The organism is Lelliottia jeotgali (genome assembly GCF_016771845.1).
GTDB lineage: Bacteria > Pseudomonadota > Gammaproteobacteria > Enterobacterales > Enterobacteriaceae > Enterobacter > Enterobacter jeotgali.
Genome location: NZ_JAENMQ010000002.1, coordinates 245,955 through 271,739 on the forward strand (window position 1 = coordinate 245,955; position 25,785 = coordinate 271,739).

Here is a 25,785-nt window from a genome sequence, read left to right on the forward strand (position 1 = left end):
AATATAGATCACATTGACAAAGCCGCTTTCAGAATCGGGCAAAAAACGAGCAATAACGCCAAAAACGCGTTGAATTAAGAACATTCCGCAAGGGATTAATAAGGCTGAAGTTTAAGAAGAGCACGGCGGGCGCCGTGCTCTGAGAGGGGATTAGTGCTCGCGGGTTTTACGGAACTGCACGTCAGGATAACGTTCCTGCGTCAGGTTCAGGTTTACCATTGTTGGGGCGATATAGGTCAGGTTATCACCGCCATCCAGCGCCAGCTGGATTTCGTTCTTACGTTTGAATTCTTCGAATTTCTTCACGTCAGAACACTCGACCCAGCGCGCGGTTGCCACGTTGACGGATTCGTAAATCGCTTCAACGTTGTATTCGCTCTTCAGACGCGCAACCACCACGTCAAACTGCAGCACACCGACCGCGCCAACGATCAAATCGTTGTTGGCGATTGGGCGGAAGACCTGCACCGCGCCCTCTTCGGAGAGCTGGACCAGACCTTTCAGCAGCTGTTTCTGCTTGAGCGGATCTTTCAGGCGGATACGACGGAACAGTTCCGGCGCGAAGTTCGGGATACCGGTGAACTTCATCATTTCACCCTGGGTAAAGGTGTCACCGATCTGGATGGTGCCGTGGTTGTGCAGACCGATGATGTCGCCCGGATAAGCCTCTTCAACGTGCGAACGGTCGCCCGCCATGAAGGTCAGCGCGTCGGAAATAACCACGTCTTTACCGATACGCACCTGGCGCAGCTTCATGCCTTTCTCGTACTTACCGGAAACCACACGCAGGAAGGCCACGCGGTCGCGGTGTTTCGGGTCCATGTTGGCCTGAATCTTAAACACGAAACCGGTGAACTTCTCTTCGGCGGCTTCCACCAGACGGGAGTCAGTTTTGCGCGGCATTGGCTGCGGTGCCCACTCAATCAGACCGTCGAGCATGTGGTCCACACCGAAGTTACCCAGTGCAGTACCGAAGAACACTGGCGTGATTTCCCCGGCCAGGAACAGCTCATGGTCAAATTCGTGAGACGCGCCTTTAACCAGCTCCAGCTCATCGCGCAGCTGGTTGGCCAGCTCTTCGCCAACGGCCACATCCAGATCCGGGTTGTCCAGACCTTTAACGATGCGCACTTCCTGGATGGTGTGACCTTTACCGGTCTGGTACAGGTACACTTCATCTTTATAGAGGTGGTAGACGCCCTTGAACAGCTTACCGCAGCCGATCGGCCAGGTGATTGGGGCACAGGCAATTTTCAGCTCGCGCTCCACTTCGTCCATCACTTCCATTGGGTCACGGATGTCACGGTCGAGTTTGTTCATGAAGGTCAGGATCGGCGTATCGCGCAGACGGGTCACTTCCATCAGCTTACGGGTACGATCTTCTACACCTTTCGCGGCGTCGATCACCATCAGACAGCAGTCAACAGCCGTCAGCGTACGGTAGGTATCTTCGGAGAAGTCTTCGTGACCCGGGGTGTCAAGCAGGTTCACCAGGCAGTCGTGATACGGGAACTGCATTACGGAAGTGGTAATCGAAATACCACGCTGCTTTTCCATCTCCATCCAGTCGGATTTCGCGTGCTGGCTAGAGCCACGGCCTTTTACCGTACCGGCGGTCTGAATTGCCTGTCCGAATAACAACACCTTTTCGGTGATGGTCGTTTTACCGGCATCCGGGTGAGAAATAATGGCAAAAGTACGGCGCTTCGCCACCTCTTGCAGATAAGGAGACAACGTCATAATCAAATCTTCTTATATAAGCGCGGCAGCAGGCCACGCATCATGGAATACGAAATTGCGGCTATTTTACCCATCAATGGGGGGCAGGCAATCATTGTTTACACAGGAGCTGCTCCAGTTCGTTCAATGATGATACGGTCCAGGTCGGTTCGATGCCTTCCGGCATTGCGCGACCGTGCGCGTTCAGCCAGCAGGTCGCCAGCCCGGACTTCATTCCGCCCAGAATATCCGACTCTGCGGTGTCGCCGACCATCAGCACGCGCTCGCGAGCGGGATGACCGGCTTTTTCCAGCGCATAGTCAAAAATACGCGGATCGGGCTTTGGCACGCCAACTTGTTCGGAAATCACCAGCGCGTCGAAATGGTCGCGCAGGCCCGTGCGTTCAAGGCGGATTTGCTGCAGGGCGGTAAAGCCGTTGGTGATGATCCCCAACTTCACGTTGCCTTTGAGCGAATCGAGCAGTGATATCGCCCCCGGCAGCGGTGCACAAATCTCCGCCATCGCGTTGAGGAAAGCCTCGTTCAGTGCACCGGGCGTCACGTTAAGACGCTCCGACCAGCCCTGAAAACGCTGATGCTGAAGCTGTAACGCCGAGATGGCACCGTTCTGGTAGTCCACCCAAAGCGGTTTATTTACCGCCTGATAGTCCTGAAAATCTTCGGCGGTAAAGGTGACGCTGTAGTCCAAAAACATCCGCTGTAGGCCGCCAAACGAATCGAACGTAAACAGCGTTTCGTCGGCATCAAAGAAAATCCAGTCCCATTTCATCGTTACAACCTTATTCGTTATCCAAGCGGTAGCGCCATGATGATGGCGTCTTCGCGGCCCTCGGCAGTCGGGTAATAGTTACGGCGAATCGTCGCTTCGTTAAAGCCTAAGCTCTCATAAAGTGCGATGGCAGCAGAGTTGGAGGCGCGAACCTCCAGCCACAGCGTGAAGACGTCACGCGTCTCCAGTTCGCGAATCAAAAACTCCAGCAGTTCTCTGCCTAATCCCCGACGCTGATATGCAGGATCGACGGCGATGTTAAACAGCGTCGCCTCGTCCAGCACGACCTGAGTAATGGCAAACGCGGCCATTTCGCCATCAACATCCAGGCGGAAATTTAGGTAGCGCTCACCCTGATTGCTGGCAAATGTTTTTTCGCTCCACGGAAAAGCGTGGGCGCGGGTTTCGATCGCGAACGCTGATGCAAGATCAGTCGTCGTGAGGGAAGAAATCGTGTTCATATTCGCAGATTTGTTGCCATAGCGCGCTTCGCGCCTTTGGGTTTGCTTTCAATTCTTCCAGTGTGGCCGTGCGAAGTTGACCGCCTTCAAGCGGGGTCTCATCCGCGACACCCAGTCGCCAGCTATTACAGCGGCTCTCCGGTGGCAGCATCGCCACGCGATCGGGCGTCAGCTGTAACACTTGATCCGCGCTCAGTTTTAGCGCGCGCAGCACATCGCCAATCAGCGTTTCAGTGAGCGCAGGCAGCTCTTCGGCCACCATCACCAGACGAACGTGTGCCGGAATGGAAATAGCGATTTCACCCTGCAACGCCGTCGGGCGACGCAGAGCCCACTGGGTGATGCCCAGCTGCTGTAACTGCCAGTCACGTCGGGATGTCATAGGGAAAACTCCTGTCTCTCAGGCGCGCAAATATAGCAAATTCGTCGTATATCCGCCAACAAACTACTATAATCCCCGGCTGAGTTTATTGAGGAACAATTCATGTCTGCATTTACCCCGGCAAGTGAAGTCTTGCTGCGTCACAGTGATGATTTCGAACAAAGCCGTATTCTGTTTGCCGGAGATATGCAGGACGATCTGCCTGCCCGTTTCGAATGCGCCGAAAGCCGCGCGCATACCCAGCAGTTCCACCACTGGCAGGTATTGAGCCGTCAGATGGAAGACCGCGTGCGCTTTAGTCTGGTGGCTGAACAAAGTGACGTCGCAGGCTGCGATACGCTGGTGTACTACTGGCCGAAGAACAAGCCGGAAGCACAGTTCCAGCTGATGAATCTGCTCTCCATGATGCCTGTTGGCTGCGATGTGTTTGTCGTCGGTGAAAACCGCAGCGGCGTGCGCAGCGCCGAGCAGATGCTGGCGGAATACGCAACGCTGAATAAAATCGACAGCGCCCGTCGCTGCGGTTTGTACCACGGCCGTCTGGAAAAACAGCCAGAATTTGATGCAGAGAAAGCCTGGGGCGAATATCAGCTCGAAGGGTTAACTATCAAAACGTTGCCGGGCGTCTTTAGCCGAGACGGACTGGACGTGGGTAGCCAACTCCTGCTGTCCACCTTCACTCCACATACGAAAGGCAAAGTGCTGGATGTCGGTTGTGGCGCGGGCGTGCTGTCTGCCGTGCTCGCCAGCCATTCACCAAAAGTACGTCTGACACTGTGCGACGTAAGCGCTCCGGCTGTTGAAGCGAGTCGCGCTACGCTTGCGGCAAATGAAATCGAAGGCGAAGTCTTTGCCAGCAACGTGTTCTCCGAAGTGACGGGCCGTTTCGATATGATTATCTCCAACCCGCCATTCCATGACGGTATGGAAACCAGCCTCGAAGCAGCACAAACGTTGATCCGTGGCGCGGTGCGTCATCTTAACAGCGGTGGCGAACTGCGTATCGTGGCGAACGCCTTCCTTCCTTATCCAAAACTGCTGGATGAGATTTTTGGCTTCCACGAAGTGCTGGCCCAGACCGGGCGTTTCAAAGTGTACCGCACGGTGATGACCCGTCAGGCGAAGAAGTAATTCCCTTGCGCCCGGCAGCGTTTTGCGCTCCGGGCGATTCAAGTGCCCATTTTTGCAGCAATTAAAACGCCCCGGCTAATTATCTGTTGACGAAAAGCTGAAAACATCTAGAATGCGCCTCCGTGGTTGCAATACTTTTTAAGTATTATGGTATGCGACGGTGGCGGAATTGGTAGACGCGCTAGCTTCAGGTGTTAGTGTCTTTACGGACGTGGGGGTTCAAGTCCCCCCCCTCGCACCACAAACCATGTTTGATATTGTTCTCACCGGGCGACGGTGGCGGAATTGGTAGACGCGCTAGCTTCAGGTGTTAGTGTCTTAACGGACGTGGGGGTTCAAGTCCCCCCCCTCGCACCAACGAGGCAATATCAAAAAGAATAAGATAACAGTGCGAAGGTGGCGGAATTGGTAGACGCGCTAGCTTCAGGTGTTAGTGTTCTTACGGACGTGGGGGTTCAAGTCCCCCTCTTCGCACCACTTATCTTATCTCCTCCCTGATTTATCTCTGCTTTATTCCCTATTTCAAACTCATCATTATCACCAGCATTCCACCGATCAGCGCTACGCATGACGGCAGCAGGACAAAATGGCGTAATTGTTTGTGCCAGATCATGCCTGAGGTGACCAGTAAGCCCGACACAATGATCGCTTTCCAGACGTCTAATGAGAGATCGGCAAACGTTAGCCCGGCGATGACAATGCCCGGCAGCAGTACACCCCATCCACTTCCCAGCGCCTTGCTCAACATGGTTTCCTCTCTCAATGCGATAATGATAACCAATATCATATGATAGGTTTTCTCATTTGTCAGCATCAGCCGCGACAATCTCGTCACCTTTACCTTTCGCGTAATGACAGGAAATGAGTAAGGTGATAAATTGCACACCTGTTAACTACACATTACTAATTCCTGATACTTTAGTCCCTGATAATTTCATAGTTTTTCATTCGCACCGGCCGCCATTAGTTTGATTTAATTAAGTATTAATAAAAACATACCGACATGACAGCACAATCCTGGCGTTCATTACGTCACAAGAAATATCAGTTATCTTTACGTTTATTTTTGTTTCTGAACACCGTGTCAGCGCTTTTCAGTGTGTTGAATCCCCTGTACACCGTGCATACGCTCACTCTTCCCGTCGCGCTCATTTTCACGCTCAGCCTGTCGCTGCTTATCTGGCACTGGAAGCATAAAACCCGCCAGATCCATATTCCGCTGATTTCATTTATCTTTGGGGCATTATGGGCCTGGCATATCGCCTATAAATACACGTTGGTGACACAAGACCCCATCACCTTCCTGTTGCTGGCGCTGTTAAGCGTGTTGTTCATCGGCTCGCTGGCATTTGCCAGTGATATCAAGGCGTTTACCATCCATTCATTGCCAACGTTTATCGTTTGCCTCTGGTTTAGTCCTTACGAGCATTGGCTGCGGATTGTCTACTCCCTCGCACTGCCGATGATTGGAATCGCTATTCATCACGTGATTCAAAAACGTAACGATCGCTTCGCGCAAGATTTGCTCTACCGCCTGCTTGAGGAGCGAGAAACGCTCAATGACCTGAGCATGATGGACCCTCTTACTGGCTTGTATAATCGCCGTGGCCTGCAAAATCGGCTGGAGAATATCCCGACGCTGGAGCACGGGGAGCATTTCGTTCTGCTGCTGGATATCGACCATTTCAAAGCCTATAACGATCACTACGGCCACATGATGGGCGATCAGGCGTTGATTCGGGTATCCGCCGCGATCCGCGATGCGGTACGTTCCCGGGATATCGTTGCCCGCTTTGGCGGCGAAGAGTTCATGGTACTGCTGACCAGCGTCACCATCGATCAGGCACGTCAGACGGCGGAACGCATCCGCCAGAAAGTCTACGACCTGAAGATCCCACATATGTTTAACGAGAGCGTGGCGACAAATGTCACCATCAGTATCGGCATTGCCATTTTCGAGTCAGAAGATATCGAAAGCGCCCTCGAAAAAGCCGATAAAGCCCTGTACGAAGCCAAGCATATGGGTCGCAACAATATCCTTTTAAGCCCTGAGCTACACGCCGGATAAGCCCCAGCTCTCGCTTTCCCGACAAAAGGCTTGCGATCGGTTTACTCTATGGCTAGGATTGGCAATCATTATCATTTAGATTCTTATCCTAATCCTTTATGGCTACACGTTCCGCACAAATCGTTGATCCTATCCTCTGGCGAGTTCCTCTCTCCGCCGGGAGTACAACGCTTGCGGACTCCATTCGGGAAACCATCGCCGAGCATCGCGCTTACCTGCTAGATTTCACCAAGCTGGATGAAGCACATCCTCATCAGGCCATGACGCTGGAGCAGTGGTGTCGTCCGGCAGAGATGCAGTCCCTGTTCGCCGCCTACTCTGATCATATCTACCGTAATCAGCCAAACCTCGCGCGGGAAAACAAACCGCTACTGTCCCTGTGGGCGCAGTGGTATTTCGGGCTGATGGTGCCACCGCTGATGATTGCCCTGCTCACTCAGAATATGGCGCTGGATCTTTCTCCGGAGCACTTTTACGTCGAGTTCCATGAGACTGGTCGTGCGGCCTGTTTCTGGATTGACGTGCATGAAGACAGGAATGCTACGCTGCTCTCAGCGACCGAGCGCATGGAAACGCTGGTGAAGCAGGCGCTTATTCCTGTGGTGAAGGCGCTTGAGGAGACGGGTGATATCAATGGGAAGCTTATCTGGAGCAATACCGGGTATCTCATTCACTGGTATCTGACAGAAATGAAACCAGTGCTGGGTGACGAGACCGTCGAGGCACTGCGTCAGTCCTGCTTCTTTGCTAAACAGCTTGCGGATGGTCAGGACAACCCGCTTTTCCGCACCGTGGTCCCACGCGACGGGCTGCTGGTGCGTCGTACCTGCTGTCAGCGCTATCGCTTGCCAGATGTTCAACAGTGCGGCGATTGTACGTTGAAATGATTTGAGTCTCCTCTCCCACAGGGAGAGGGCGCAAATACTAAAAACGGCAACTTGCGTTGCCGTTTTGCATTTTGTTTAAGCCACCTGCTGACTATCTTCGTCAGTGCGCTGTGCTTCTTCGGCTTCCTGCTCCAGAAGTTGCTTCTCATACACTTTGAAGAACGGGTAGTAGATGATTGCCGAGACCAGCGCCAGCAGAATCACCAGCACTGCCGCACGGAAGTCCCAACCTAGCGCCCACGCCGCGCCTACCGGTGCAGGGGCGGTCCACGGCACCACTGAAATCACACGCCCAATCAGATCCAGCTTCATCGCTGCCCATGCCAGTACCGCGTTGACCATTGGAGCCAGCAGGAACGGAATAAAGAACACCGGGTTCATCACGATCGGCGTACCGAAAATAACCGGTTCGTTTATGTTGAAGAAGCTCGGCACGACGCTCAGACGGCCAATGGAACGCAGGTGCGCGGAACGGCTACGCAGATAACAAATAACCAGCCCCATCGTGGCACCGGAGCCACCGATAACGATAAAGAAGGTCCAGAACGCTTCCATAAAGATATGTGGCAATGGCGCGCCCTGCGCCAGCGCAGTCTGGTTCATCCCCAGGTTGGTCAGCCAGAACATTTGCAGCATCCCGGAAACAATCGCTGCACCGTGGATACCTGCAAACCACAGCAAATGACCAATCAGCACCGCCAGCAGAATCGCAGGCAGGGAATCCGCCGCAGACACCAGCGGTTTGAAGATAGACATGATCGCTTGCGGGATGAGCATGTCGAACTGAGACTGGATAAACAGGCTCAGCGGATAGAGCGTCAGCACCACTACCAGCACCGGAATCAGCAGATCAAACGAGTTTTTGATCATCGGTGGAACCTGGTCCGGGAGACGAATACCAATGTTGTGCGCCTTCAGGAAACGCATCATTTCCACGCAGTAAACTGCCACCAGAATCGCGGTAAAGATCCCCGTCCCGCCCAGGCTATCAACCGGCATCGCCCCTTTGGTTTTTGGCGCAGCAACCAGTAAAAATGCCATCAGCGACAGCATCGCACACATGAACGGGTCAAGCTGATGCGACTTAACGTAGTGTTTGCCCAGGTTGTAGGCGATTGCCGCACAAATGTAGATCGACATGATGCCCATAGTCATATCGAACGGCGTCAGGATTTGTCCTTCGAACTGCTTCGCCATGTCCAGCCACGCGCGGGCAAAGCCCCAGGTGGTGTCCGGCGAGAACGGTGGGTAAGCGAACACAAGCAAGAATGAACCGACAATCATAAATGGCATCGCGGAGATAAACCCGTCACGAATTGCCATTACATGACGCTGGGAAGAGATACGCCCGGCGACGGGACTGACATAGTTTTCAACAAACCGAAAAATGAGATTAAACGCAGCATGGTTGGCAGACATAATGGCTCTCCTGTCAGACGTTCAGTTTGGACGCAAACGCGCCACATGGTGTTCCATACATCATTGTCACCACCTTGCTGGTTCGTTCACCAGCGGTACAGCTCGAACGGAATGGTTTCATAATCGACTCTAATTATTGGATACAGGGGAAGTTACATCGTCAGTATTAATCTCTCCTTCACACTCTGCAACCGGTTACTGTAACCGGTTTCCGTGAATGTGAAGGCGATCCAGAAATCAGGTGCACTGGATAATTGTTACCGAAGAGATATTTACAGAGCATAATTTCTTATGACAGATTACGCAGGATATTTGTCAGGAGATAACAATGAGTTTGCAGTCTGTACGACAATTTTTTGCTGACAATGCCCCGGACATTGATGTCATCGAGCTAAGCCAAAGCACCGCAACGGTTGCGCTGGCCGCCGAGGCCCATCACGTTGAGCCGGGACAGATAGCAAAAACCTTATCGCTAAAGGTAAAAAACGAGGTGATTCTGGTCGTCGCAAAAGGTGATGCACGACTGGATAACAAAAAACTGAAGAACGTTTTTGGTGCGAAAGCACGAATGCTATGCAGTGATGAAGTGGTGACACTCACCGGGCATCCGGTCGGTGGCGTCTGCCCTTTCGGCCTGGAAAATCCGTTGGCCGTATACTGCGACATTTCGCTGAAACAGTATCAGGAAGTGCTGCCCGCAGCGGGCTCAATCCATAGCGCCGTGCGTATCGCGCCAGAAAGAATGGCAGAGCTCACGTCGGCTAAATGGATTGATGTCTGCATCTAATGGTTGCGCCAGGTTTTGTGGCCCACAGGCAAATCAGGGGTAAACGGCGCAGCCAGCAACGGCTCGCGGGCGGGAAGGTGCCCCAAAATGTCCGCAGCATGTAGAAGGCCCACATCAGAATTCACGCCAAGTTTGACCATCGCATTATATTTGTGAGCACGGACGGTCTTGATATTGCGCTCAAGCTGTCCCGCTATTTCGGGGATAGAGAGGCCCGCCGAAAGAAACCGGAGTACTGTCCGCTCCGAAGGGCTCAACATTCTGTGATTGTTGCCTTGGGAGTGACTCGCTGGGTTACTGTTAATTTGGTCAGTTTCACTCAACAGGGCGATGAGCTGTGTTTGCAGATCGGCAAGCTTTGCAGATTTGCTGATCACACCGTGCAGTCGTGAAGGCGAAAGTTGACCAATCAGCCTGGCTTCAGCAACATCCGCTGCGAGGATAATGCGCTGTATATGCGTATGCATATAGGCCAGCTCACGCAGGTAGCAGAGACAGTTTCTTCGTTCCTCTCGTAGATCTGAAAGCGAATAGATCACAGAGAAAAAAGGAATATGTGATAGCACCGCGGTAAAACTACTGAAGTCTTTAAACAGATGAAGATGATATTGGCTGAATGGCGCAGCAGTAAATAGATGTTCAAGCCCTGCGGCACTCATTGTACATTGGTCTACGACAGCAATATGTCTTCCTGTGGCATTTGTTTCCATTCTTTTTGTTCTCCATAGGCTGAAATTAAGTTCAGCTCTCTCATTCCCTGTGTGCTGTTGATCCATGCGTACATTTCAGCATTACCGTGCAGAGATAACCGGCGCATCGCACTATTCTTTTGTGCGCTGACGGTTTTATTGCTTTTCTTAAGCAACATCGCTATTTGATTAATTCCCCAACCTTTGCCCAGCAGACGGAGCACTTTGCGTTCGGAAAGCGTTAGCATCACCGCCACTTTAGGCTCGGTGTCACCGCTTCGTGGTTCAGGAGATAACAACGTCTGGCTAATCCTTTCTGAATATTCACTGCCGGCACGGATAGCGTTGACGACACCTTCGATCGGCTCCATATCCGCAAGTAGCGTACTTTCTGGGCGGACAAGGAGTTCGACGGCAAGAGGATAAAGGGCTCGTGAGACTAAAAATATCCAGTGAATATGCCGGTATTGGCTCAGGAGCAGATAATACTGTCCAAGCGCCTCACGGGGGTTCACGTACTCACCCGAAAGGTCGGCAATCACCACCGACGCCCGGTTCAATTGAGTTAATGCCAGCTCCCCCTGAGAACGGCAATGTAGAATTTCATACTCAGGAAAATGAATGGTCATCACCTCACCCAAGCCGATTCGCATCACCGGAACTTTACTAATAACAATGCCAAACTTTCCTTTCGCTGCTGACATAGGTTCTCCGAATCCTTTCTTCGATTAATTAATAAATTTGAAGCGTGGCTCTGACATGAGCTTTATCCGGGCACTAATATTATTAGTACAGGTTATATTTACATGAACAATTATAATCTATAACGCGTTAAACCTGGAATGTAATATAGTACAAAAACGCAGGCAATATAATAGCCCGCTGATAAAATAGTAAACACCGAAAACTAAATTAATAATTTATATATTTAATAGAATAATATTCATGAAATATATAAAAAGAACGCGTGCTGCTCATAGCCTCTGGCAACTGATTGCACAATTGTTGATCTGACCCAGAGCCAGACGTGCTGTGCTTTGTGCTAAAAGTATACATTCCAGACAATCTGGCAGTTCTCATTTTCAGGGCAACAAATGCAGGCAGATCAGTCGTCACAACGCGCTACAACTAGGCTATGTATCCAGTGCGGTCTTTTTTTATTGCAGCACGGCGCTGAGAGCGCTTTAGTTGAAGAGTTGTCCACACGCCTCGGCCTGGCGCTAGGCATGGATAGCGTTGAAAGTTCGATTTCGTCGAACGCTATCGTTCTCACCACCATTAAAGACGGTCAATGCCTTACGTCAACCCGTAAGAACCAGGATCGCGGCATCAATATGCACATGGTGACAGAAGTTCAGCACATCGTCATCATGGCCGAACATAAGCTTCTGGACTTGCCCGGCGTTGAAAAACGCTTTAATCAAATCAAGCCGCTGCGCTATCCCCGCTGGCTGGTCGTACTCATGGTTGGGCTCTCCTGCGCCTGTTTTTGCAAACTGAATAACGGCGGTTGGGATGGGGCGGTGGTAACATTTTTTGCCAGCGCGATCGCCATGTATGTGCGCCAGGTCTTAACTCAGCGCCATATGCACCCACAGATTAATTTCTGCATCACCGCGTTTGTGGCCACCACCGTCTCCGGCTTACTGCTGCGCCTGCCCGTTTTTGTCAATACACCAACCGTTGCTATGGCGGCAAGCGTGCTGCTTCTGGTTCCGGGTTTCCCGCTGATTAACGCCGTTGCCGATATGTTCAAAGGGCACATTAACACTGGCCTCGCACGCTGGGCGATTGCCAGTTTATTAACCCTCGCGACCTGTATCGGTGTGGTGATGGCGATGACACTTTGGGGGCTGCGCGGATGGGCATAATCGAGTTTTTACTGGCTCTGGCGCAAGACATGGCGCTCGCTGCCATTCCCGCCGTGGGCTTTGCGATGGTCTTTAACGTCCCGCAGCGCGCCCTGCGCTGGTGTGCGTTGCTGGGGGCTATCGGTCATGGTTCGCGGATGGTGATGATGACCGCTGGATTTAACATCGAATGGTCAACGTTTATGGCGTCGATGCTGGTCGGTTGTATTGGCATTCAGTGGTCACGCTGGTATCTGGCTCATCCGAAAGTCTTTACCGTGGCGGCCGTCATTCCGATGTTCCCAGGAATATCAGCCTATACGGCGATGATCTCAGCGGTGAAAATCAGCCACTTCGGCTACAGCGAGCCGCAAATGATCCTGCTTCTGAGTAATTTCCTCAAAGCATCGTCCATCGTTGGCGCACTCTCTATCGGCCTGTCGATCCCCGGTTTATGGCTCTACAGAAAGCGCCCGCGCGTTTGAATTTGTGTTATCCCGCTGCCGTGGCGATAATCCCTGCATTCTGTTTGGCGAGATAAGGAATGGAAGTGGCTAACCCCGGCAGTGAATTCCCCGACCACCATGATGATTCCAGCCTGAAGGACAAAATTTTTCAGAGCGCGATTACCCTGTTTGCTGAATACGGTCTGAACGGCGCGCGTATGGAGCAGATTGCCGAAAAGGCAGGCACCACCAAACGCATGGTGGTCTATCACTATAAAAACAAAGAGAACCTCTATCTTCAGGCGCTGGAGTACGTCTACACCCAGATCCGCGCCAGCGAAAAGCAGCTTAGCCTGGCAGGGCTTCCGCCCGTTGAAGCGCTGGTTCATCTGGTGGAAGCGACTTTCGATTACCACGCCGATCACCCGGATTACATTCGCATCATCTGCATGGAGAACATGCAGCGCGGCCGCTTTATGCAGCAATCCAGCTACCTGCGTCAGGTCAACCGCAGTGCGCTCGAACTGCTGGAAGCGATCCTCCAGCGCGGTAAAGAGAAACAGCTGTTTAACCAGACCGTTGATGCGCGCGATCTGCACCGCCTGATCAGTAGCTTTAGCTTCCATTATGTCGCTAACAGCTACACCTTCACCCTGCTGTTTGAAGACGGTGCTGATGAGCAGGCCCAGCGCCAGCACTATCGCAAAATGGCGGTGCAGGTAGCCCTTCGCTATACCTGCCCATAAAATCGCTTGCAATTAAATCGCGTACTACTTATATTCATTTCATGAACGCAAAAACAAACGACACCACCGCTGCGCTGATGCTGGATAACCAGCTCTGTTTTGCCCTCTACTCGGCAAACCTGGCGCTGAATAAGCTGTACCGGCAACTGCTGGCGCCGCTTAACCTGACCTATCCACAGTATCTGGTAATGCTGATTCTGTGGGAGCAGGATGACATCACGGTGTCGGAGATTGGCGAGCGTCTGTTCCTGGATTCCGCCACGCTCACCCCACTGCTGAAACGCATGGAAAGCGCCGGTCTACTTGTCCGTCAGCGCTCGCGCCAGGACGAACGTCAGGTCGCCGTGACGCTGAGTAACGAAGGTCGTGCGCTTCAGCAGCAGGCAAAAAGTATCCCTGAGGCCGTTGGCTGTGCCGCGCAGTGCGATGCGGATTCGATGCTCGCGCTCAAGCAGCAGCTTGAACAACTGCGCCAGCAACTCCATCGCTCCTGAGGCTATAGTTATTAAGTCTTTATTTACCCATTTATATCGCACGCTATTTAATAGCGCACATAACCGTAAGATGAGGAACCTGCCATGTCTTTAGAAAAAGTTGTTTATACCGCAAAAGCCAAAGCTACCGGAGGCCGTGACGGCCGTGCGACCTCTTCCGATGGCGTCCTGGACGTCAAACTGGGCGTACCAAAAGAGATGGGCGGTATGGGCGGTGAAGTCACCAACCCAGAGCAGTTGTTCGCAGCGGGTTACTCTGCCTGCTTCCTGGGTGCGATGAAATTCGTCTCTGCCCGTGACAAAATCGCCCTGCCAAAAGATGCCTTTATCGAAGGAGAAGTGGGTATCGGTCCATTACCGACCGGTTTTGGTATCGAAGCCAAACTCAACATCCACGTGCCAGGCATGGATCAAGCGGAAGCTAAAAAACTGGTCGACGCTGCCCATATCGTTTGCCCGTACTCTAATGCAACGCGCGGCAATATTGACGTGACGCTGAATATCATCGCCTGATAATTGCCTGATGGCGCTGCGCTTATCCGGCCTACTCAGGTAGCCCCGGCCAGCGCAGCGCCACCGGGGAAATCCCCCTCCGTCCCCCCTTCTCTCTGTGCTACTATGACCCCATATCACGACGTCGTATCCCAGTAGAGAAAGTTGTTATGTCATCCAGACTCCTGACCACCAGCGTCGCCGGTATCGATGCCTTCGTGCGCGATCCTCGTGGCGTCTTAGCCAAAGCCGATGGCGGCACCCTTGCCGTGTTTGCCGACAACGCGCCAGCGTTTTACGCGATCACGCCTGAACGCCTGGCCCAGCTTCTGGATATTGAAGCGCGTCTGTCGCGCCCGGCCAGTGACGTCACCTTAGATACGCAATTCTTTGAAGAACCGACCAGCGCACCGATTGCCGTCCCGATGGGCAAATTTGCCATGTACGCTGGCTGGCAGCCGGACGCGGATTTCCAGCGTCAGGCCGCGCTGTGGGGCATTGCCCTAACGCAGCCCGCCACGCCGGAAGAGCTGGCGGCGTTTATCGCTTACTGGCAGGCCGAAGGCAAAGTGTTCCATCACGTGCAGTGGCAACAGAAACTCGCCCGCAGCATGCAGATCAACCGCGCCAGCAACGGCGGCCAGCCAAAGCGGGATATCAACACCATTTCCGAACCCGATAATCAGATCCCACCAGGATTCAGAGGATGATATGAAAAACGTCGGCGACCTGATGAAACGTCTGCAAAAAATGATGCCTGCCAACGTGAAGCCCGCCTTCACCTCGGGCGAAGAGCTGCTGGCCTGGCAAAAAGAGCAGGGAAAAATGCGCTCCGAAGCCCTGACGCGTGAAAACCGGGCCATGAAAATGCAGCGCACCTTTAACCGCTCGGGCATTCGTCCGCTTCACCAGAACTGTTCCTTCGATAATTATCGCGTGGAAAACGACGGTCAGATGATGGCTTTGGGCAAAGCGCGCCAGTACGTCGAAGAGTTCGACGGCAGCATTGCCAGCTTTATCTTCAGCGGCAAACCGGGCACCGGCAAAAACCATCTGGCAGCGGCTATCTGCAATGAGCTGCTGCTGCGCGGAAAATCGGTTCTGATCATCACCGTTGCAGACATCATGTCAGCGATGAAAGACACCTTCAGCAATCGCGAAACCACCGAAGAACAGCTGCTGAACGATTTGAGTAATGTCGATTTGCTGGTGATTGACGAAATCGGCGTGCAGACCGAATCCCGCTACGAGAAAGTGATCATCAACCAGATTGTTGACCGTCGTTCCTCGTCGAAACGCCCGACCGGTATGCTGACCAACCATAAAGCGGAAGAGATGACCAAGCTGCTGGGTGAGCGCGTAATGGATCGTATGCGCCTCGGCAATAGTTTGTGGGTGAATTTCACCTGGGATAGCTATCGCGATCGCGTTACGGGCAAAGAGTATTAGGATATTTCCAGGAATGGCGCGCCTTGCGCGGGTATATACTGAAGCCACTTCCAGCCCGAAACGGGCCACTTTTGAGTTCATTTTATGAAAAAGCACATTCTTCTCAGCACCGCATTCAGCGTCGTTCTGCTTACCGGCGCTGCTCACGCAGCATCATGGCAGGACTCTTTGTCCAGCGCGGCGAACGAGCTGAGCAAAAGCAGCGGCAGTTCCCAGAACGGCGGCCTGTCCGCATCGTCCCTGACCAGCCTGCTGGGCGGCAGCAATCAGAGCCTGAGCGCTGGCACCATGAACAACGCAGCCGGTATTCTGGGCTACTGCGCCAAACAAAAACTGGCGTCGGTGACGGATACGCAGAACATCAAAAATCAGGTCCTCGATAAGCTGGGCCTGGATACCCAGGAGCAAAAACAAGACACCAACTACATGGACGGAATTCAGGGCCTGCTGAATGCCAAAGATGGCCAGCAGCTGAACCTGAGCACCCTGGGCGACTCCGCGCTGGCGAAGCAGGTGAAAACCAAAGCCTGCGATCTGGTGTTGAAACAAGGCGTTAATTTCCTCTCCTGATTCATCCCATTTTCTGCCACAACACGCCGCGTTTGTTGCGTTAACTTAGCAACGCGGCGTCAGACTCGTTTTTTGCTCATCTTCTTACGTCTCAGCACCCGTATAACGCGATGCGACGGCGATCAAAATTTCTACTTTCTAAACCAAATCCTAACAACAGCACATTTTAGTGACACTAGAATTGCAGCTATGTGACTTCGCCATTAAATTGTATTAACCAAAAAATAATCAGTTTGCCAGCTAAGTAACTGGCGCTATTGAGGATAAGCTGTTGTCAGAGTTTATTTCCCTTGCCCTGTTCCTGGCTTCCATTGGCATTTATGCCTGGAAGGCGGGCCGCAACACCTGGTGGTTTATTGCCACCTTGCTGGTGTTGGGCATTTTTATTGTGTTGAACATTACCCTGTACGCCAGTGATTACTTTACCGGTGACGGCATCAATGACGCCGTGCTTTATACGCTCACCAACAGCCTGACGGGTGCTGGTGTTAGTAAGTACATACTTCCAGGTACCGGTCTAGTACTGGCGCTGTTCGCGGTGTTTGGCACTCTCGGCTGGGTGCTGCGCCGTCGTCGTCATCTTCCGCATCATATGGGCTACAGCCTGCTGGCCCTGGCGCTGGCGCTCGGTTCGGTAGATGCCAGCCCGGCGTTCCATCAGATCACCGAGCTGGTGAAATCCCAGTCCCGCGACGGCGATCCGGATTTCACGGCATATTACAAAGAACCGTCGAAAACCATCGCTAACCCGAAACTGAACCTGGTTTATATCTACGGCGAAAGTCTGGAGCGCACCTATTTCGATAACGATGCCTTCCCGAATCTGACGCCGGATCTCGGCCCGCTGAAAGACGAAGGTCTGGATTTCAGCCACACGTCACAGCTGCCGGGCACCGATTACACCATCGCTGGGATGGTCGCCTCCCAGTGCGGCATTCCGCTGTTTGCGCCGTTCGAAGGCAACGCTTCGGCGTCGATGTCGAGCTTCTTCCCGCAGAATATCTGCCTCGGCGACATCCTGAAAAACTCCGGCTACGAAAACTACTTTATGCAGGGCGCTAACCTGCGTTTTGCCGGAAAAGACGTGTTCCTGAAATCCCACGGCTTCGATCATCTCTACGGCGCAGAAGAGCTAAAAACCACCGTCGCCGACCCGTCGTATCGCAACGACTGGGGCTTCTACGACGACACGGTGCTGGATGAAACCTGGAAGAAATTCGAGGAGCTGTCCAAATCTGGCAAGCGTTTCTCGCTGTTTGCCCTCACCGTCGATACGCACCACCCGGACGGCTTTATCTCGCGCACCTGCGAGCGCAAAAAGTACGAGATCAACGGCAAAACCAACCAGTCGTTCAGCGCCGTGACCTGTAGCCAGGAACATATCGCCGCATTTATCAATAAAATCAAAGCCTCGCCGTATTTCAAAAACACGGTGATTGTCGTCTCTTCCGACCATCTGGCAATGAAAAACACCGCCTGGGACGAGCTGAACAAACAGGATCGCAGCAACCTGTTCTTTGTAATGCGCGGCGACCAGCTTCAGCAGGAGGTCATCGCCACCAAACGTAACACGATGGATAACGGCGCGACGGTGCTGGATATTCTGGGCGGGGATAACTTCATCGGGCTGGGACGCAGCACGCTCTCCGGTCAGTCACTCTCCGAAGTGTTCCTCAACATGAAAGAGAAGATTCTGGCGTGGAAACCGGACGTGATCCGACTGTGGAATTTCCCGAAAGAGATGAAGGATTTCAGCATCGACCAGCAGAAAAACATGATTACCTTCTCGGGCAGCCATTTCCGCCTGCCGTTGCTCCTGCGCGTCTCGGATAACCGCGTCGAACCATTGCCAGAGAGTGAATACTCCGCGCCGTTGCGCTTCCAGCTGGCCGACTTTGCCCCACGCGACAACTTCGTCTGGATCGATCGCTGCTACAAGATGGGCCAGCTGTGGTCGCAGCCGCTGTCGCTCTCGACGGACTGGTGCGTCTCACAGGGTCAGCTTGGCGGCGAGCAAAGCGTGCAGCGCGTCGATAAAGATCAGTGGAAAAGCAAAACCGCGTTCAAGGACACGGTGATCAATACCGACCGCTATCAGCGCAACGTGGATATGCTCAAAGTGGTGGATAACGATATTCGCTACAAGGCGGACAGTTTCGTGTTCAATGTGGCGGGCGCGCCGGAAGAGGTGAAGCAGTTTAGCGGTATTTCACGTCCAGAATCCTGGGGGCGTTGGTCCAACGCACAGCTCGGCAACGAAGTGAAAATCGAATACGCCCAGCCACTGCCGGAGAAATTCGATCTGGTGATCACCGCCAAAGCCTTCGGCCCGAACGCCAACAAACCGATCCCGGTGCGCATCGGCGACAAAGAGCAGACCATCACCCTCGGCAACGATGTCACCACAACGACGCTGCATTTCGAGAACCCGTCGCGCAGCAATACGGTGGTGATTGTTCCGCCGGACCCGCAATCGACGAACGAAGGCAATATCCTTGGGCATTCACCGCGAAAACTGGGGATTGGGATGGTTGAAATGAAGGTGGTGCACACCGGCGCATAAACTTGTTGGCCGACGACCGTACGGCCTAAAATGCCCGGTGGCACTGCGCTTACCGGGCCTACAAAAGACTGTGCGGCCTAAAAACGCCCGGTGGCGCTGCGCTTACCGGGCCTACAAAACCGTAGGCCGGGTAAGGCAAAGCCGCCACCCGGCAACTAAGTAGACATCCAAAGCGCCCTTCCTGAACAGGGCGCTTTTTTTACATCAGAAGGTTTCCCAGTTTTCACTGGACGCGGTTGTTGCGGCAGCGGCTTTACGCCCCTTCACCGCCATCACCGGCGTTTTCAGGCCACCGTTGTCGCGTGATTTCTGCTGCTCCTGCTGAATGCGGAACACGGCCACGGCCTGCGTCAGACGGCTCGCCTGCTCTTCCAGTGCGGCGGCTGCCGCAGCGGACTCTTCCACCAGCGAGGCGTTCTGCTGCGTCACGCGATCCATCTCAGCGACTGCCAGACCGACCTGGTCGATACCACGGCTCTGCTCGTCAGACGCAGACGCGATTTCGCCCATAATATCGGTCACGCGCGTTACCGCATTCACGATTTCACCCATCGTTTCACCGGCGCTTTCGACCAGGGTTGAACCCAGCTCAACGCGGCCAACAGAGTCTTCAATCAGGCTCTTAATTTCGCGTGCTGCCTGAGCGCTACGCTGTGCCAGGTTACGGACTTCACCTGCCACCACCGCAAAACCACGGCCCTGCTCGCCCGCACGCGCCGCTTCTACAGCGGCATTCAGCGCCAGGATGTTGGTCTGGAAGGCAATACCGTCGATCACGCTGATGATGTCAGCGATCTTCTGCGAACTGCCGGCGATGTCACGCATGGTTTGCACCACGTTATCCACCACTTTTCCGCCTTTCTGCGCGGTCTCGGACGCGCTCAGCGCCAGATTGCTCGCCTGACGGGCGTTTTCGGCGTTCTGCTTCACGGTCGCGGTCAGCTGTTCCATGCTGGCAGCTGTCTCTTCCAGCGATGCAGCCTGCTGCTCGGTACGGGAAGAAAGGTCGTTGTTGCCAACAGAGATTTCGCTCGCGCCGCTGTAAATCGCATTCGCGCCGTTACGCACGTCACCCACGGTATTGACCAGCTCGCTCTGCATATGACGCAGGGTATCGGCCAGCTGTCCCATTTCGTTGGTGCCTTCAACGTCGATCCGCTTCACCAGATCGCCGCTGGCGATATGACGAATGCTGTCGATCAGACGATTCAGAGGAGAAATCAGCGACTGTTTAATACCCAGCCAAACGCCGACGATCACCACCAGCACTGCGATCAACACGCTGATCAGCACCCAGATCGCCTGAGTGTAAGAGCTGTTGCTGTCATCCACGGCAGTCTGATACAGATGATCGTTCTGCTGCAGGTAGTTCACGTACTGTTTCTCAAAACCATCCTGATAGCTCTGGGTCGGCTGATCGAAGAAGTCGTTGATCTTACCTGCGCCCAGCAATTGGATCAGCTCGGCCAGCGCACCGTGATAGATATCGTAGTTACGCTTAATTTCCATCGCGGCCGCGTCACTCTGGCGCGCATCACGCGGCAGTGCTTCGTAGTCAGCCCAGTTTTTTTCCGCCTGCTTCAGGGAAGCGGACGCAATCTGCATCAGATCCGCAACGGTCGCGCCGCTGCCGATGTTGCTCTGATCCATCATGTAGCGAATACCCGCGCGGTTAAGGGTATTACGGGTTTGCAGCAATGCGACCCAGCTGCCGTTAAGCGTGGATTGTTGCTGGCGAATAGTTTGCAGGACGGTGAAGTTTTCTTTGTCATGCTTCAGGGCATTAAAGAAAAGACCACCGGATGTCAGCTGTAACAGGCCAAAAATAGCCAAAACCAGCAACAAGCTGGTGACAATCTTGATACGATTTAACATGTTTTCTCTTTCCATCAGACAGATAACAGAATTTTCGGCCTGGATAGGGAAAACTTTACGAAAATCGTGTTGATGATTTGAACATTTACGGACGATTTCACAAAAAAACTATTAATGTTTATCCTAAATCGCGCCGTTATATATCCATAAGATAAATTTTATCTCTGTCGCACTGACATATTCTGTCAGTGGCATTCATATCATTCAGGGATTTTCACCGCCATTAACGGGAATATAATATGACATCTCCAGCCCGCAGCCGCTCGGCTGAACGACTCGTCGATATTCTGATGGAGCTGCATTTAAACGGTGTGGTTAACCGCAGCGACTTAATGAATAAATTTAAAATTACCGAACGCACAGTATATCGCGACCTAAATGCCCTTTCACCTATTGTTCAGCATACGGGGAACGGCCAGTATCGCCTGATTCACGCGGCCCAAAATGCGAGCGGACAGGGCCTGCATAACGCGGTAGCTAACCTGCTGAATGCCGACAATTATTTCCCGGACAGAGGCACCGCATTCTGGCAGAGCCTTGAGGCGCGTGTTGAAGAGAATCATATTCTGATTCTTAGCAATGACGCCGAACACACCGTTCAAAATGATATTCGTCGCCATCTGTCGGCTATCGAAAAATCGATAAAAGAACGTCACGTTTGCCAGCTGGTTTATAAAGGCAAAACACGGCTTGTTAAGCCGTACAAATTAATTAACAAAAAAAATATATGGTATTTACAAGCTACGGAAAATGACAGGCTCAAATCCTTTTCATTGAGCCAGATAAGTTGGCTCGATATTCAAAAAGAGACATTTGCGCCGGATGCCGATACCGCAGAATTACTTGAGAAGAATCTTGATCCGTGGGTCAGTGAAGATACTTTCGAAGTGAAAATATTCACCAATAAAATAATCTCTCATTACTTCACTCGCCGCGACCTGCTGCCGGAGCAGGAACTGGTCACGGAAAGCGACGACGGCGTAACGATCCGCTGCCAGGCGTCGCATGAGAATCAAATTCTGCCGCTGATCTTCTACTGGCTGCCGAACATTCAGGTGCTGGAGCCTGCGTGGCTACGTGACAAACTCTTTGAAACGCTTGAAGGCTACATGGCAACAGCAACAGCAGAGGTGCTCGAATAATCGATGTGATCTCAATCACATAAACCACGCCACTGGCGGCGAGCCTGAACCACTCGCCCCACTCTTTGACCGCTTAACCATCACAAACAACCGCTCATTCATTTACCGTCCTTTACACGCGCGACGATCTGGCAAGATCGCCTCAGCATTAATCAATACCTCCTCAAAACGAATTCAGGCCCCTTTTTCCAGTTAAAAAAACCAGGTCTAACTATGGATACGAAAAAACTACTTAAGCACGTGCCCTGGGCGCTCCTCGGGATCCTCGGCGCTTTCTGTCTGGCGGTTGTCGCATTACGCCGGGGCGAACACGTTAGCGCCCTGTGGATCGTGGTCGCGTCGGTTTCCGTCTATCTGGTAGCGTACCGCTACTACAGTCTTTACATCGCGCAGAAGGTCATGAAACTCGACCCGACGCGTTCCACTCCGGCGGTCATTAACAATGACGGCCTGAACTACGTGCCCACCAACCGCTACGTACTGTTTGGTCACCACTTTGCCGCGATTGCCGGTGCTGGTCCGCTGGTCGGCCCGGTGCTTGCCGCGCAGATGGGTTATCTGCCTGGTACCCTGTGGCTGCTCGCAGGCGTGGTGCTGGCGGGTGCGGTGCAGGACTTCATGGTTCTGTTCATCTCGACCCGCCGTAACGGTGCCTCTCTGGGTGAAATGATCAAAGAAGAGATGGGCCGCGTGCCGGGTACTATTGCCCTGTTCGGCTGCTTCCTGATCATGATAATCATCCTTGCGGTGCTGGCGCTGATCGTGGTGAAAGCTCTGGCCGAAAGCCCGTGGGGTGTGTTCACCGTCTGCTCGACCGTACCGATTGCGCTGTTCATGGGTATCTACATGCGCTTTATCCGTCCGGGCCGCGTGGGTGAAGTATCGGTGATTGGTATCGTGCTATTGGTCGCTTCCATTTACTTCGGCGGCATCATCGCCCACGACCCGTACTGGGGCCCGGCGCTGACCTTCAAAGACACCACCATTACCTTCGCGTTGATTGGCTATGCGTTTATCTCCGCGCTGCTGCCGGTATGGCTGATTCTGGCCCCGCGTGACTATCTGGCGACGTTCCTGAAAATCGGTGTGATCGTCGGTCTGGCGATCGGTATCGTGATCATCAACCCGGAACTGAAAATGCCAGCCGTGACCCAGTACATTGACGGTACCGGTCCACTGTGGAAAGGCGCGCTGTTCCCGTTCCTGTTTATCACCATCGCCTGTGGCGCCGTCTCTGGCTTCCACGCCCTGATCGCTTCCGGCACCACGCCGAAGCTGATGGCGAACGAAACCGACGCCCGCTTTATCGGTTACGGCGCAATGCTGATGGAATCCTTCGTGGCGATCATGGCGCTGGTGGCAGCGTCCATCATCGAACCGGGTCTGTACTTCGCGATGAACACCCCGCCAGCGGGCCTTGGCATCACCATGCCAAACCTGCATGAGATGGGTGGCGACAACGCGGCGCTGATCATGGCGCAGCTGAAAGACGCCAGCGCTCATGCGGCGGCGACCGTCAGCTCCTGGGGCTTCGTGATCTCGCCTGAGCAGATCATGCAGACCGCGAAAGACATCGGCGAGCCGTCGATTCTGAACCGTGCGGGTGGCGCACCAACCCTGGCGGTCGGTATCGCACACGTGTTCCACAAAGTGCTGCCGTGGGCGGACATGGGCTTCTGGTACCACTTCGGTATTCTGTTCGAAGCGCTGTTCATCCTCACCGCGCTGGACGCCGGTACCCGTGCAGGCCGCTTCATGCTGCAAGATTTGCTCGGTAACTTCGTGCCGTTCCTGAAGAAAACCGACTCTCTGGTGGCAGGCGTGCTGGGCACCGCAGGTTGTGTCGGTCTGTGGGGCTACCTGCTGTATCAGGGCGTCGTTGACCCACTCGGCGGCGTGAAGAGCCTGTGGCCGCTGTTCGGTATCTCTAACCAGATGCTGGCAGCCGTGGCGCTGGTTCTGGGTACCGTGGTGCTGGTGAAAATGAAACGCACCAAGTACATCTGGGTGACGGTAGTTCCTGCGCTGTGGCTGCTGCTGTGCACCACCTGGGCGCTGGGCCTGAAACTGTTCAGCACCAACCCGCAGCTGGAAGGCTTCCTGTTTATGGCTAACCAGTACAAAGCGAAAATCGCCGCGGGCGGCGGTGACCTGACCGCACAGCAGATTGCCAACATGAACCATATCGTGGTGAACAACTACACCAACGCCGGTTTGAGTATTCTGTTCCTGGTCGTGGTGTACAGCATCATCTTCTACGGCATCAAAACCTGGATGAATGTGCGTAACGCCGAAGGCCGTACGGATAAAGAAACCCCGTACGTTCCGGTCCCGGAAGGCGGCGTGAAGACCTCTTCACATCACTAAAACCCTGGCGGGTGGCGCTGCGCTAACCCGCCCTACACAGAACCTGTAGGCCCGGTAAGCGTAGCGCCACCGGGCTTTTTCTGTCTGGATGGCACAATGTTTGGTAACTTAGGCGAAGCAAAAAAATACCTCGGTCAGGCGGCGAAAATGCTGATTGGTATTCCGGACTATGACAACTACGTTGAACATATGCAGACCAACCATCCGGATAAACCGTACATGACCTACAAAGAATTCTTCCGCGAGCGCCAGCAAGCGCGCTACGGCGGCGATGGCAAAAACGGCGTACGCTGTTGCTAAAGGAGAGAACATGACCCCTATTGCAGTCACCCTGTTAACCGGCTTTCTCGGTGCAGGCAAAACCACCCTGCTGCGCCACATCCTCAACGAACAGCACGGTTTCAAAATCGCCGTCATTGAAAACGAATTCGGTGAAGTTTCCGTCGACGATCAGTTGATTGGCGATCGCGCCACCCAGATCAAAACCCTGACCAACGGCTGCATCTGTTGTACCCGCTCCAGCGAGCTGGAAGATGCCCTACTGGATCTGCTCGACAGCCGCGATCGCGGCGACATCGAATTTGACCGTCTGGTGATCGAATGCACCGGCATGGCCGATCCCGGCCCGATTATTCAGACCTTTTTCTCCCATGACATTCTCTGCCAGCGCTACCTGCTGGACGGCGTGATTGCCCTGGTCGATGCGGTCCACGCCGACGAACAGATGAACCAGTTCACCATCGCCCAGTCGCAGATTGGCTACGCGGATCGCATTCTGCTGACCAAAACCGACGTGGCGGGCGAGAGCGAAAAACTGCGTGAACGCTTGACGCGCATCAACGCCCGCGCGCCTATATATACGGTGGTTCACGGCGATATCGATCTCGCGCAGCTGTTCAACACCAACGGCTTTATGCTCGAAGAGAACATCACCGCTACGCCGCGCTTCCACTTCATCGGCGATAAGCAAAACGACGTCACCTCCATCGTGGTGGAGCTGGATTATCCGGTGGATATCAGCGACGTCTCCCGCGTGATGGAAAACCTGCTGCTGTCGTTTGCCGACAAACTGCTGCGCTACAAAGGGATGCTGTGGATCGACGGTAAACCGAACCGCCTGCTGTTCCAGGGCGTGCAGCGCCTGTACAGCGCCGACTGGGACCGACCGTGGGGTGATGAAACGCCGCACAGCACGATGGTATTTATCGGAATACAACTTCCGGAAGAGGAAATCCGCGCAGCGTTTGCCGCACTCAAGGCCTAATGATCCAAAACCGCCCTTTTATACGGGGCGGTTCAGTAATTTCAATTCGAGAAATGTAATGTTTCGTTATTTTCAGAACTTATTTGAAATAATGAAAATCCTCATTAATTCATTTCTCATCATTATTTCCGCCATATTCAACCTTTGTTTAGCGACGAAATTGAACGAAGTCTAAACACGAAAAAAATACGCAT

Annotated in this window: 26 protein-coding genes and 3 tRNA genes; 20 read left to right on the forward strand and 9 right to left on the reverse strand. The window is 53.4% G+C overall.

The genetic code is table 11. The features are described from left to right. Window positions 1-150: 150 nt before the first annotated feature. The 4 genes from prfC to JBO43_RS07570 all read right to left on the reverse strand — a co-directional run bounded on the left by prfC (window position 151) and on the right by JBO43_RS07570 (window position 3,352). A complete protein-coding gene (prfC, locus tag JBO43_RS07555) occupies window positions 151-1,740 on the reverse strand; it encodes a peptide chain release factor 3 (RefSeq protein ID WP_095280665.1) in 1,590 nt (529 codons plus the stop codon). Window positions 1,741-1,831: 91 nt separating this feature from the next. Continuing rightward, window positions 1,832-2,509: a pyrimidine 5'-nucleotidase gene (gene yjjG, locus JBO43_RS07560; RefSeq protein ID WP_202674032.1), complete on the reverse strand. Its 678-nt coding sequence runs from the start codon at window positions 2,507-2,509 to the stop codon at window positions 1,832-1,834. Window positions 2,510-2,526: 17 nt separating this feature from the next. Continuing rightward, window positions 2,527-2,970, reverse strand: coding sequence for a ribosomal protein S18-alanine N-acetyltransferase (gene rimI, locus JBO43_RS07565; RefSeq protein ID WP_095280663.1), 444 nt, complete (start codon window positions 2,968-2,970; stop codon window positions 2,527-2,529). Further along, complete coding sequence (locus tag JBO43_RS07570; protein WP_103947150.1) at window positions 2,939-3,352, reverse strand: DNA polymerase III subunit psi; 414 nt, start codon at window positions 3,350-3,352, stop codon at window positions 2,939-2,941. Before JBO43_RS07570 ends, rimI begins: the two co-directional genes overlap by 32 nt. A gap of 102 nt (window positions 3,353-3,454) precedes the next feature. On the opposite strand from JBO43_RS07570, the gene rsmC reads away from it, so the two are divergent. The 4 genes from rsmC to JBO43_RS07590 all read left to right on the forward strand — a co-directional run bounded on the left by rsmC (window position 3,455) and on the right by JBO43_RS07590 (window position 4,960). Next, entirely contained in the window at window positions 3,455-4,483 is a 1,029-nt protein-coding gene (gene rsmC, locus JBO43_RS07575; protein ID WP_095280661.1) for a 16S rRNA (guanine(1207)-N(2))-methyltransferase RsmC, read from the forward strand. Window positions 4,484-4,637: 154 nt separating this feature from the next. Next, window positions 4,638-4,724, forward strand: a tRNA-Leu gene (locus tag JBO43_RS07580). A gap of 29 nt (window positions 4,725-4,753) precedes the next feature. After that, window positions 4,754-4,840: transfer RNA gene (locus tag JBO43_RS07585), tRNA-Leu, on the forward strand. Between the two features lie 33 nt (window positions 4,841-4,873). Beyond that, window positions 4,874-4,960 (forward strand) — tRNA-Leu (locus tag JBO43_RS07590). A gap of 40 nt (window positions 4,961-5,000) precedes the next feature. Here the strand turns inward: JBO43_RS07590 and JBO43_RS07595 are convergent. Next, window positions 5,001-5,270, reverse strand: a complete 270-nt coding sequence (locus tag JBO43_RS07595) for a DUF1435 domain-containing protein (RefSeq protein WP_202674033.1) — start codon at window positions 5,268-5,270, stop codon at window positions 5,001-5,003. A gap of 216 nt (window positions 5,271-5,486) precedes the next feature. Between JBO43_RS07595 and JBO43_RS07600 the strand changes: the two genes are divergently transcribed. Both JBO43_RS07600 and fhuF read left to right on the forward strand, forming a co-directional pair. After that, the gene (locus JBO43_RS07600; protein WP_202674034.1) at window positions 5,487-6,551 is read left to right on the forward strand and encodes a GGDEF domain-containing protein; all 1,065 of its coding nucleotides are present in this window, start codon (window positions 5,487-5,489) and stop codon (window positions 6,549-6,551) included. A gap of 98 nt (window positions 6,552-6,649) precedes the next feature. Then, entirely contained in the window at window positions 6,650-7,438 is a 789-nt protein-coding gene (fhuF, locus tag JBO43_RS07605) for a siderophore-iron reductase FhuF (RefSeq protein ID WP_103947152.1), read from the forward strand. A gap of 75 nt (window positions 7,439-7,513) precedes the next feature. Here fhuF and JBO43_RS07610 read toward each other — a convergent pair whose 3' ends face one another. After that, window positions 7,514-8,857 carry a PTS sugar transporter subunit IIC gene (locus JBO43_RS07610; RefSeq protein ID WP_095280658.1) on the reverse strand — a complete coding sequence of 448 codons (1,344 nt, stop codon included), beginning with the start codon at window positions 8,855-8,857 and terminating at the stop codon, window positions 7,514-7,516. Between the two features lie 328 nt (window positions 8,858-9,185). Between JBO43_RS07610 and JBO43_RS07615 the strand changes: the two genes are divergently transcribed. After that, a complete protein-coding gene (locus JBO43_RS07615; protein WP_103947153.1) occupies window positions 9,186-9,644 on the forward strand; it encodes a YbaK/EbsC family protein in 459 nt (152 codons plus the stop codon). Here the strand turns inward: JBO43_RS07615 and bglJ are convergent. Together bglJ and JBO43_RS07625 are read right to left on the reverse strand one after the other, a co-directional pair. Further along, on the reverse strand, window positions 9,641-10,303 hold the full coding sequence (gene bglJ, locus JBO43_RS07620) for a DNA-binding transcriptional activator BglJ (protein ID WP_095280656.1): 663 nt from the start codon (window positions 10,301-10,303) through the stop codon (window positions 9,641-9,643). The genes JBO43_RS07615 and bglJ overlap by 4 nt on opposite strands. Before the next feature lie 11 nt (window positions 10,304-10,314). After that, window positions 10,315-11,037, reverse strand: coding sequence for a helix-turn-helix transcriptional regulator (locus JBO43_RS07625; protein ID WP_095280655.1), 723 nt, complete (start codon window positions 11,035-11,037; stop codon window positions 10,315-10,317). 390 nt (window positions 11,038-11,427) lie between these two features. On the opposite strand from JBO43_RS07625, the gene JBO43_RS07630 reads away from it, so the two are divergent. The 9 genes from JBO43_RS07630 to opgB all read left to right on the forward strand — a co-directional run bounded on the left by JBO43_RS07630 (window position 11,428) and on the right by opgB (window position 18,943). Continuing rightward, a complete protein-coding gene (locus JBO43_RS07630; protein ID WP_095280654.1) occupies window positions 11,428-12,204 on the forward strand; it encodes a threonine/serine exporter family protein in 777 nt (258 codons plus the stop codon). After that, the gene (locus JBO43_RS07635; protein ID WP_095280653.1) at window positions 12,195-12,668 is read left to right on the forward strand and encodes a threonine/serine exporter; all 474 of its coding nucleotides are present in this window, start codon (window positions 12,195-12,197) and stop codon (window positions 12,666-12,668) included. Before JBO43_RS07630 ends, JBO43_RS07635 begins: the two co-directional genes overlap by 10 nt. A 65-nt stretch (window positions 12,669-12,733) precedes the next feature. Next, window positions 12,734-13,375 (forward strand): TetR/AcrR family transcriptional regulator, encoded by a 642-nt coding sequence (locus JBO43_RS07640; RefSeq protein ID WP_202674035.1) that lies wholly within the window; start codon window positions 12,734-12,736, stop codon window positions 13,373-13,375. 41 nt (window positions 13,376-13,416) lie between these two features. Next, the gene (locus JBO43_RS07645; RefSeq protein WP_202674036.1) at window positions 13,417-13,869 is read left to right on the forward strand and encodes a MarR family winged helix-turn-helix transcriptional regulator; all 453 of its coding nucleotides are present in this window, start codon (window positions 13,417-13,419) and stop codon (window positions 13,867-13,869) included. 84 nt (window positions 13,870-13,953) lie between these two features. Next, complete coding sequence (locus tag JBO43_RS07650) at window positions 13,954-14,382, forward strand: organic hydroperoxide resistance protein (protein ID WP_095280650.1); 429 nt, start codon at window positions 13,954-13,956, stop codon at window positions 14,380-14,382. 149 nt (window positions 14,383-14,531) lie between these two features. After that, window positions 14,532-15,071, forward strand: a complete 540-nt coding sequence (gene dnaT / locus JBO43_RS07655; RefSeq protein ID WP_103949858.1) for a primosomal protein DnaT — start codon at window positions 14,532-14,534, stop codon at window positions 15,069-15,071. Between the two features lies 1 nt (window position 15,072). Continuing rightward, window positions 15,073-15,810 (forward strand): replicative helicase loader DnaC, encoded by a 738-nt coding sequence (dnaC, locus tag JBO43_RS07660; protein WP_095280648.1) that lies wholly within the window; start codon window positions 15,073-15,075, stop codon window positions 15,808-15,810. An 84-nt stretch (window positions 15,811-15,894) separates the two neighbouring features. Beyond that, a complete protein-coding gene (locus JBO43_RS07665) occupies window positions 15,895-16,380 on the forward strand; it encodes a YjjA family protein (protein ID WP_095280647.1) in 486 nt (161 codons plus the stop codon). A gap of 271 nt (window positions 16,381-16,651) precedes the next feature. Beyond that, window positions 16,652-18,943, forward strand: coding sequence for a phosphatidylglycerol--membrane-oligosaccharide glycerophosphotransferase (gene opgB, locus JBO43_RS07670; RefSeq protein ID WP_202674037.1), 2,292 nt, complete (start codon window positions 16,652-16,654; stop codon window positions 18,941-18,943). Between the two features lie 204 nt (window positions 18,944-19,147). Here the strand turns inward: opgB and tsr are convergent, their stop codons facing one another. Beyond that, window positions 19,148-20,818: a methyl-accepting chemotaxis protein gene (tsr, locus tag JBO43_RS07675; RefSeq protein ID WP_103947159.1), complete on the reverse strand. Its 1,671-nt coding sequence runs from the start codon at window positions 20,816-20,818 to the stop codon at window positions 19,148-19,150. Between the two features lie 239 nt (window positions 20,819-21,057). Between tsr and JBO43_RS07680 the strand changes: the two genes are divergently transcribed. The 4 genes from JBO43_RS07680 to yjiA all read left to right on the forward strand — a co-directional run bounded on the left by JBO43_RS07680 (window position 21,058) and on the right by yjiA (window position 25,591). Next, on the forward strand, window positions 21,058-21,960 hold the full coding sequence (locus tag JBO43_RS07680; RefSeq protein WP_202674038.1) for a helix-turn-helix transcriptional regulator: 903 nt from the start codon (window positions 21,058-21,060) through the stop codon (window positions 21,958-21,960). A 213-nt stretch (window positions 21,961-22,173) separates the two neighbouring features. Next, the gene (locus JBO43_RS07685) at window positions 22,174-24,327 is read left to right on the forward strand and encodes a carbon starvation CstA family protein (RefSeq protein WP_095280643.1); all 2,154 of its coding nucleotides are present in this window, start codon (window positions 22,174-22,176) and stop codon (window positions 24,325-24,327) included. 96 nt (window positions 24,328-24,423) lie between these two features. Continuing rightward, the gene (locus JBO43_RS07690) at window positions 24,424-24,627 is read left to right on the forward strand and encodes a YbdD/YjiX family protein (protein WP_095280642.1); all 204 of its coding nucleotides are present in this window, start codon (window positions 24,424-24,426) and stop codon (window positions 24,625-24,627) included. A 10-nt stretch (window positions 24,628-24,637) separates the two neighbouring features. After that, entirely contained in the window at window positions 24,638-25,591 is a 954-nt protein-coding gene (gene yjiA / locus JBO43_RS07695) for a GTPase (RefSeq protein ID WP_202674039.1), read from the forward strand. Window positions 25,592-25,785 lie beyond the last annotated feature (194 nt).

Bases quoted from the DNA above. Each gene is read 5' to 3' on its own strand.
- prfC (WP_095280665.1), bottom strand. From the start codon at position 1,740: ATGACGTTGTCTCCTTATCTGCAAGAGGTGGCGAAGCGCCGTACTTTT.
- yjjG (WP_202674032.1), bottom strand. From the start codon at position 2,509: ATGAAATGGGACTGGATTTTCTTTGATGCCGACGAAACGCTGTTTACG.
- rimI (WP_095280663.1), bottom strand. From the start codon at position 2,970: ATGAACACGATTTCTTCCCTCACGACGACTGATCTTGCATCAGCGTTC.
- JBO43_RS07570 (WP_103947150.1), bottom strand. From the start codon at position 3,352: ATGACATCCCGACGTGACTGGCAGTTACAGCAGCTGGGCATCACCCAG.
- rsmC (WP_095280661.1), top strand. From the start codon at position 3,455: ATGTCTGCATTTACCCCGGCAAGTGAAGTCTTGCTGCGTCACAGTGAT.
- JBO43_RS07595 (WP_202674033.1), bottom strand. From the start codon at position 5,270: ATGATATTGGTTATCATTATCGCATTGAGAGAGGAAACCATGTTGAGC.
- JBO43_RS07600 (WP_202674034.1), top strand. From the start codon at position 5,487: ATGACAGCACAATCCTGGCGTTCATTACGTCACAAGAAATATCAGTTA.
- fhuF (WP_103947152.1), top strand. From the start codon at position 6,650: ATGGCTACACGTTCCGCACAAATCGTTGATCCTATCCTCTGGCGAGTT.
- JBO43_RS07610 (WP_095280658.1), bottom strand. From the start codon at position 8,857: ATGTCTGCCAACCATGCTGCGTTTAATCTCATTTTTCGGTTTGTTGAA.
- JBO43_RS07615 (WP_103947153.1), top strand. From the start codon at position 9,186: ATGAGTTTGCAGTCTGTACGACAATTTTTTGCTGACAATGCCCCGGAC.
- bglJ (WP_095280656.1), bottom strand. From the start codon at position 10,303: ATGAGTGCCGCAGGGCTTGAACATCTATTTACTGCTGCGCCATTCAGC.
- JBO43_RS07625 (WP_095280655.1), bottom strand. From the start codon at position 11,037: ATGTCAGCAGCGAAAGGAAAGTTTGGCATTGTTATTAGTAAAGTTCCG.
- JBO43_RS07630 (WP_095280654.1), top strand. From the start codon at position 11,428: ATGCAGGCAGATCAGTCGTCACAACGCGCTACAACTAGGCTATGTATC.
- JBO43_RS07635 (WP_095280653.1), top strand. From the start codon at position 12,195: ATGGGCATAATCGAGTTTTTACTGGCTCTGGCGCAAGACATGGCGCTC.
- JBO43_RS07645 (WP_202674036.1), top strand. From the start codon at position 13,417: ATGAACGCAAAAACAAACGACACCACCGCTGCGCTGATGCTGGATAAC.
- JBO43_RS07650 (WP_095280650.1), top strand. From the start codon at position 13,954: ATGTCTTTAGAAAAAGTTGTTTATACCGCAAAAGCCAAAGCTACCGGA.
- dnaT (WP_103949858.1), top strand. From the start codon at position 14,532: ATGTCATCCAGACTCCTGACCACCAGCGTCGCCGGTATCGATGCCTTC.
- dnaC (WP_095280648.1), top strand. From the start codon at position 15,073: ATGAAAAACGTCGGCGACCTGATGAAACGTCTGCAAAAAATGATGCCT.
- JBO43_RS07665 (WP_095280647.1), top strand. From the start codon at position 15,895: ATGAAAAAGCACATTCTTCTCAGCACCGCATTCAGCGTCGTTCTGCTT.
- tsr (WP_103947159.1), bottom strand. From the start codon at position 20,818: ATGTTAAATCGTATCAAGATTGTCACCAGCTTGTTGCTGGTTTTGGCT.
- JBO43_RS07680 (WP_202674038.1), top strand. From the start codon at position 21,058: ATGACATCTCCAGCCCGCAGCCGCTCGGCTGAACGACTCGTCGATATT.
- JBO43_RS07685 (WP_095280643.1), top strand. From the start codon at position 22,174: ATGGATACGAAAAAACTACTTAAGCACGTGCCCTGGGCGCTCCTCGGG.
- JBO43_RS07690 (WP_095280642.1), top strand. From the start codon at position 24,424: ATGTTTGGTAACTTAGGCGAAGCAAAAAAATACCTCGGTCAGGCGGCG.
- yjiA (WP_202674039.1), top strand. From the start codon at position 24,638: ATGACCCCTATTGCAGTCACCCTGTTAACCGGCTTTCTCGGTGCAGGC.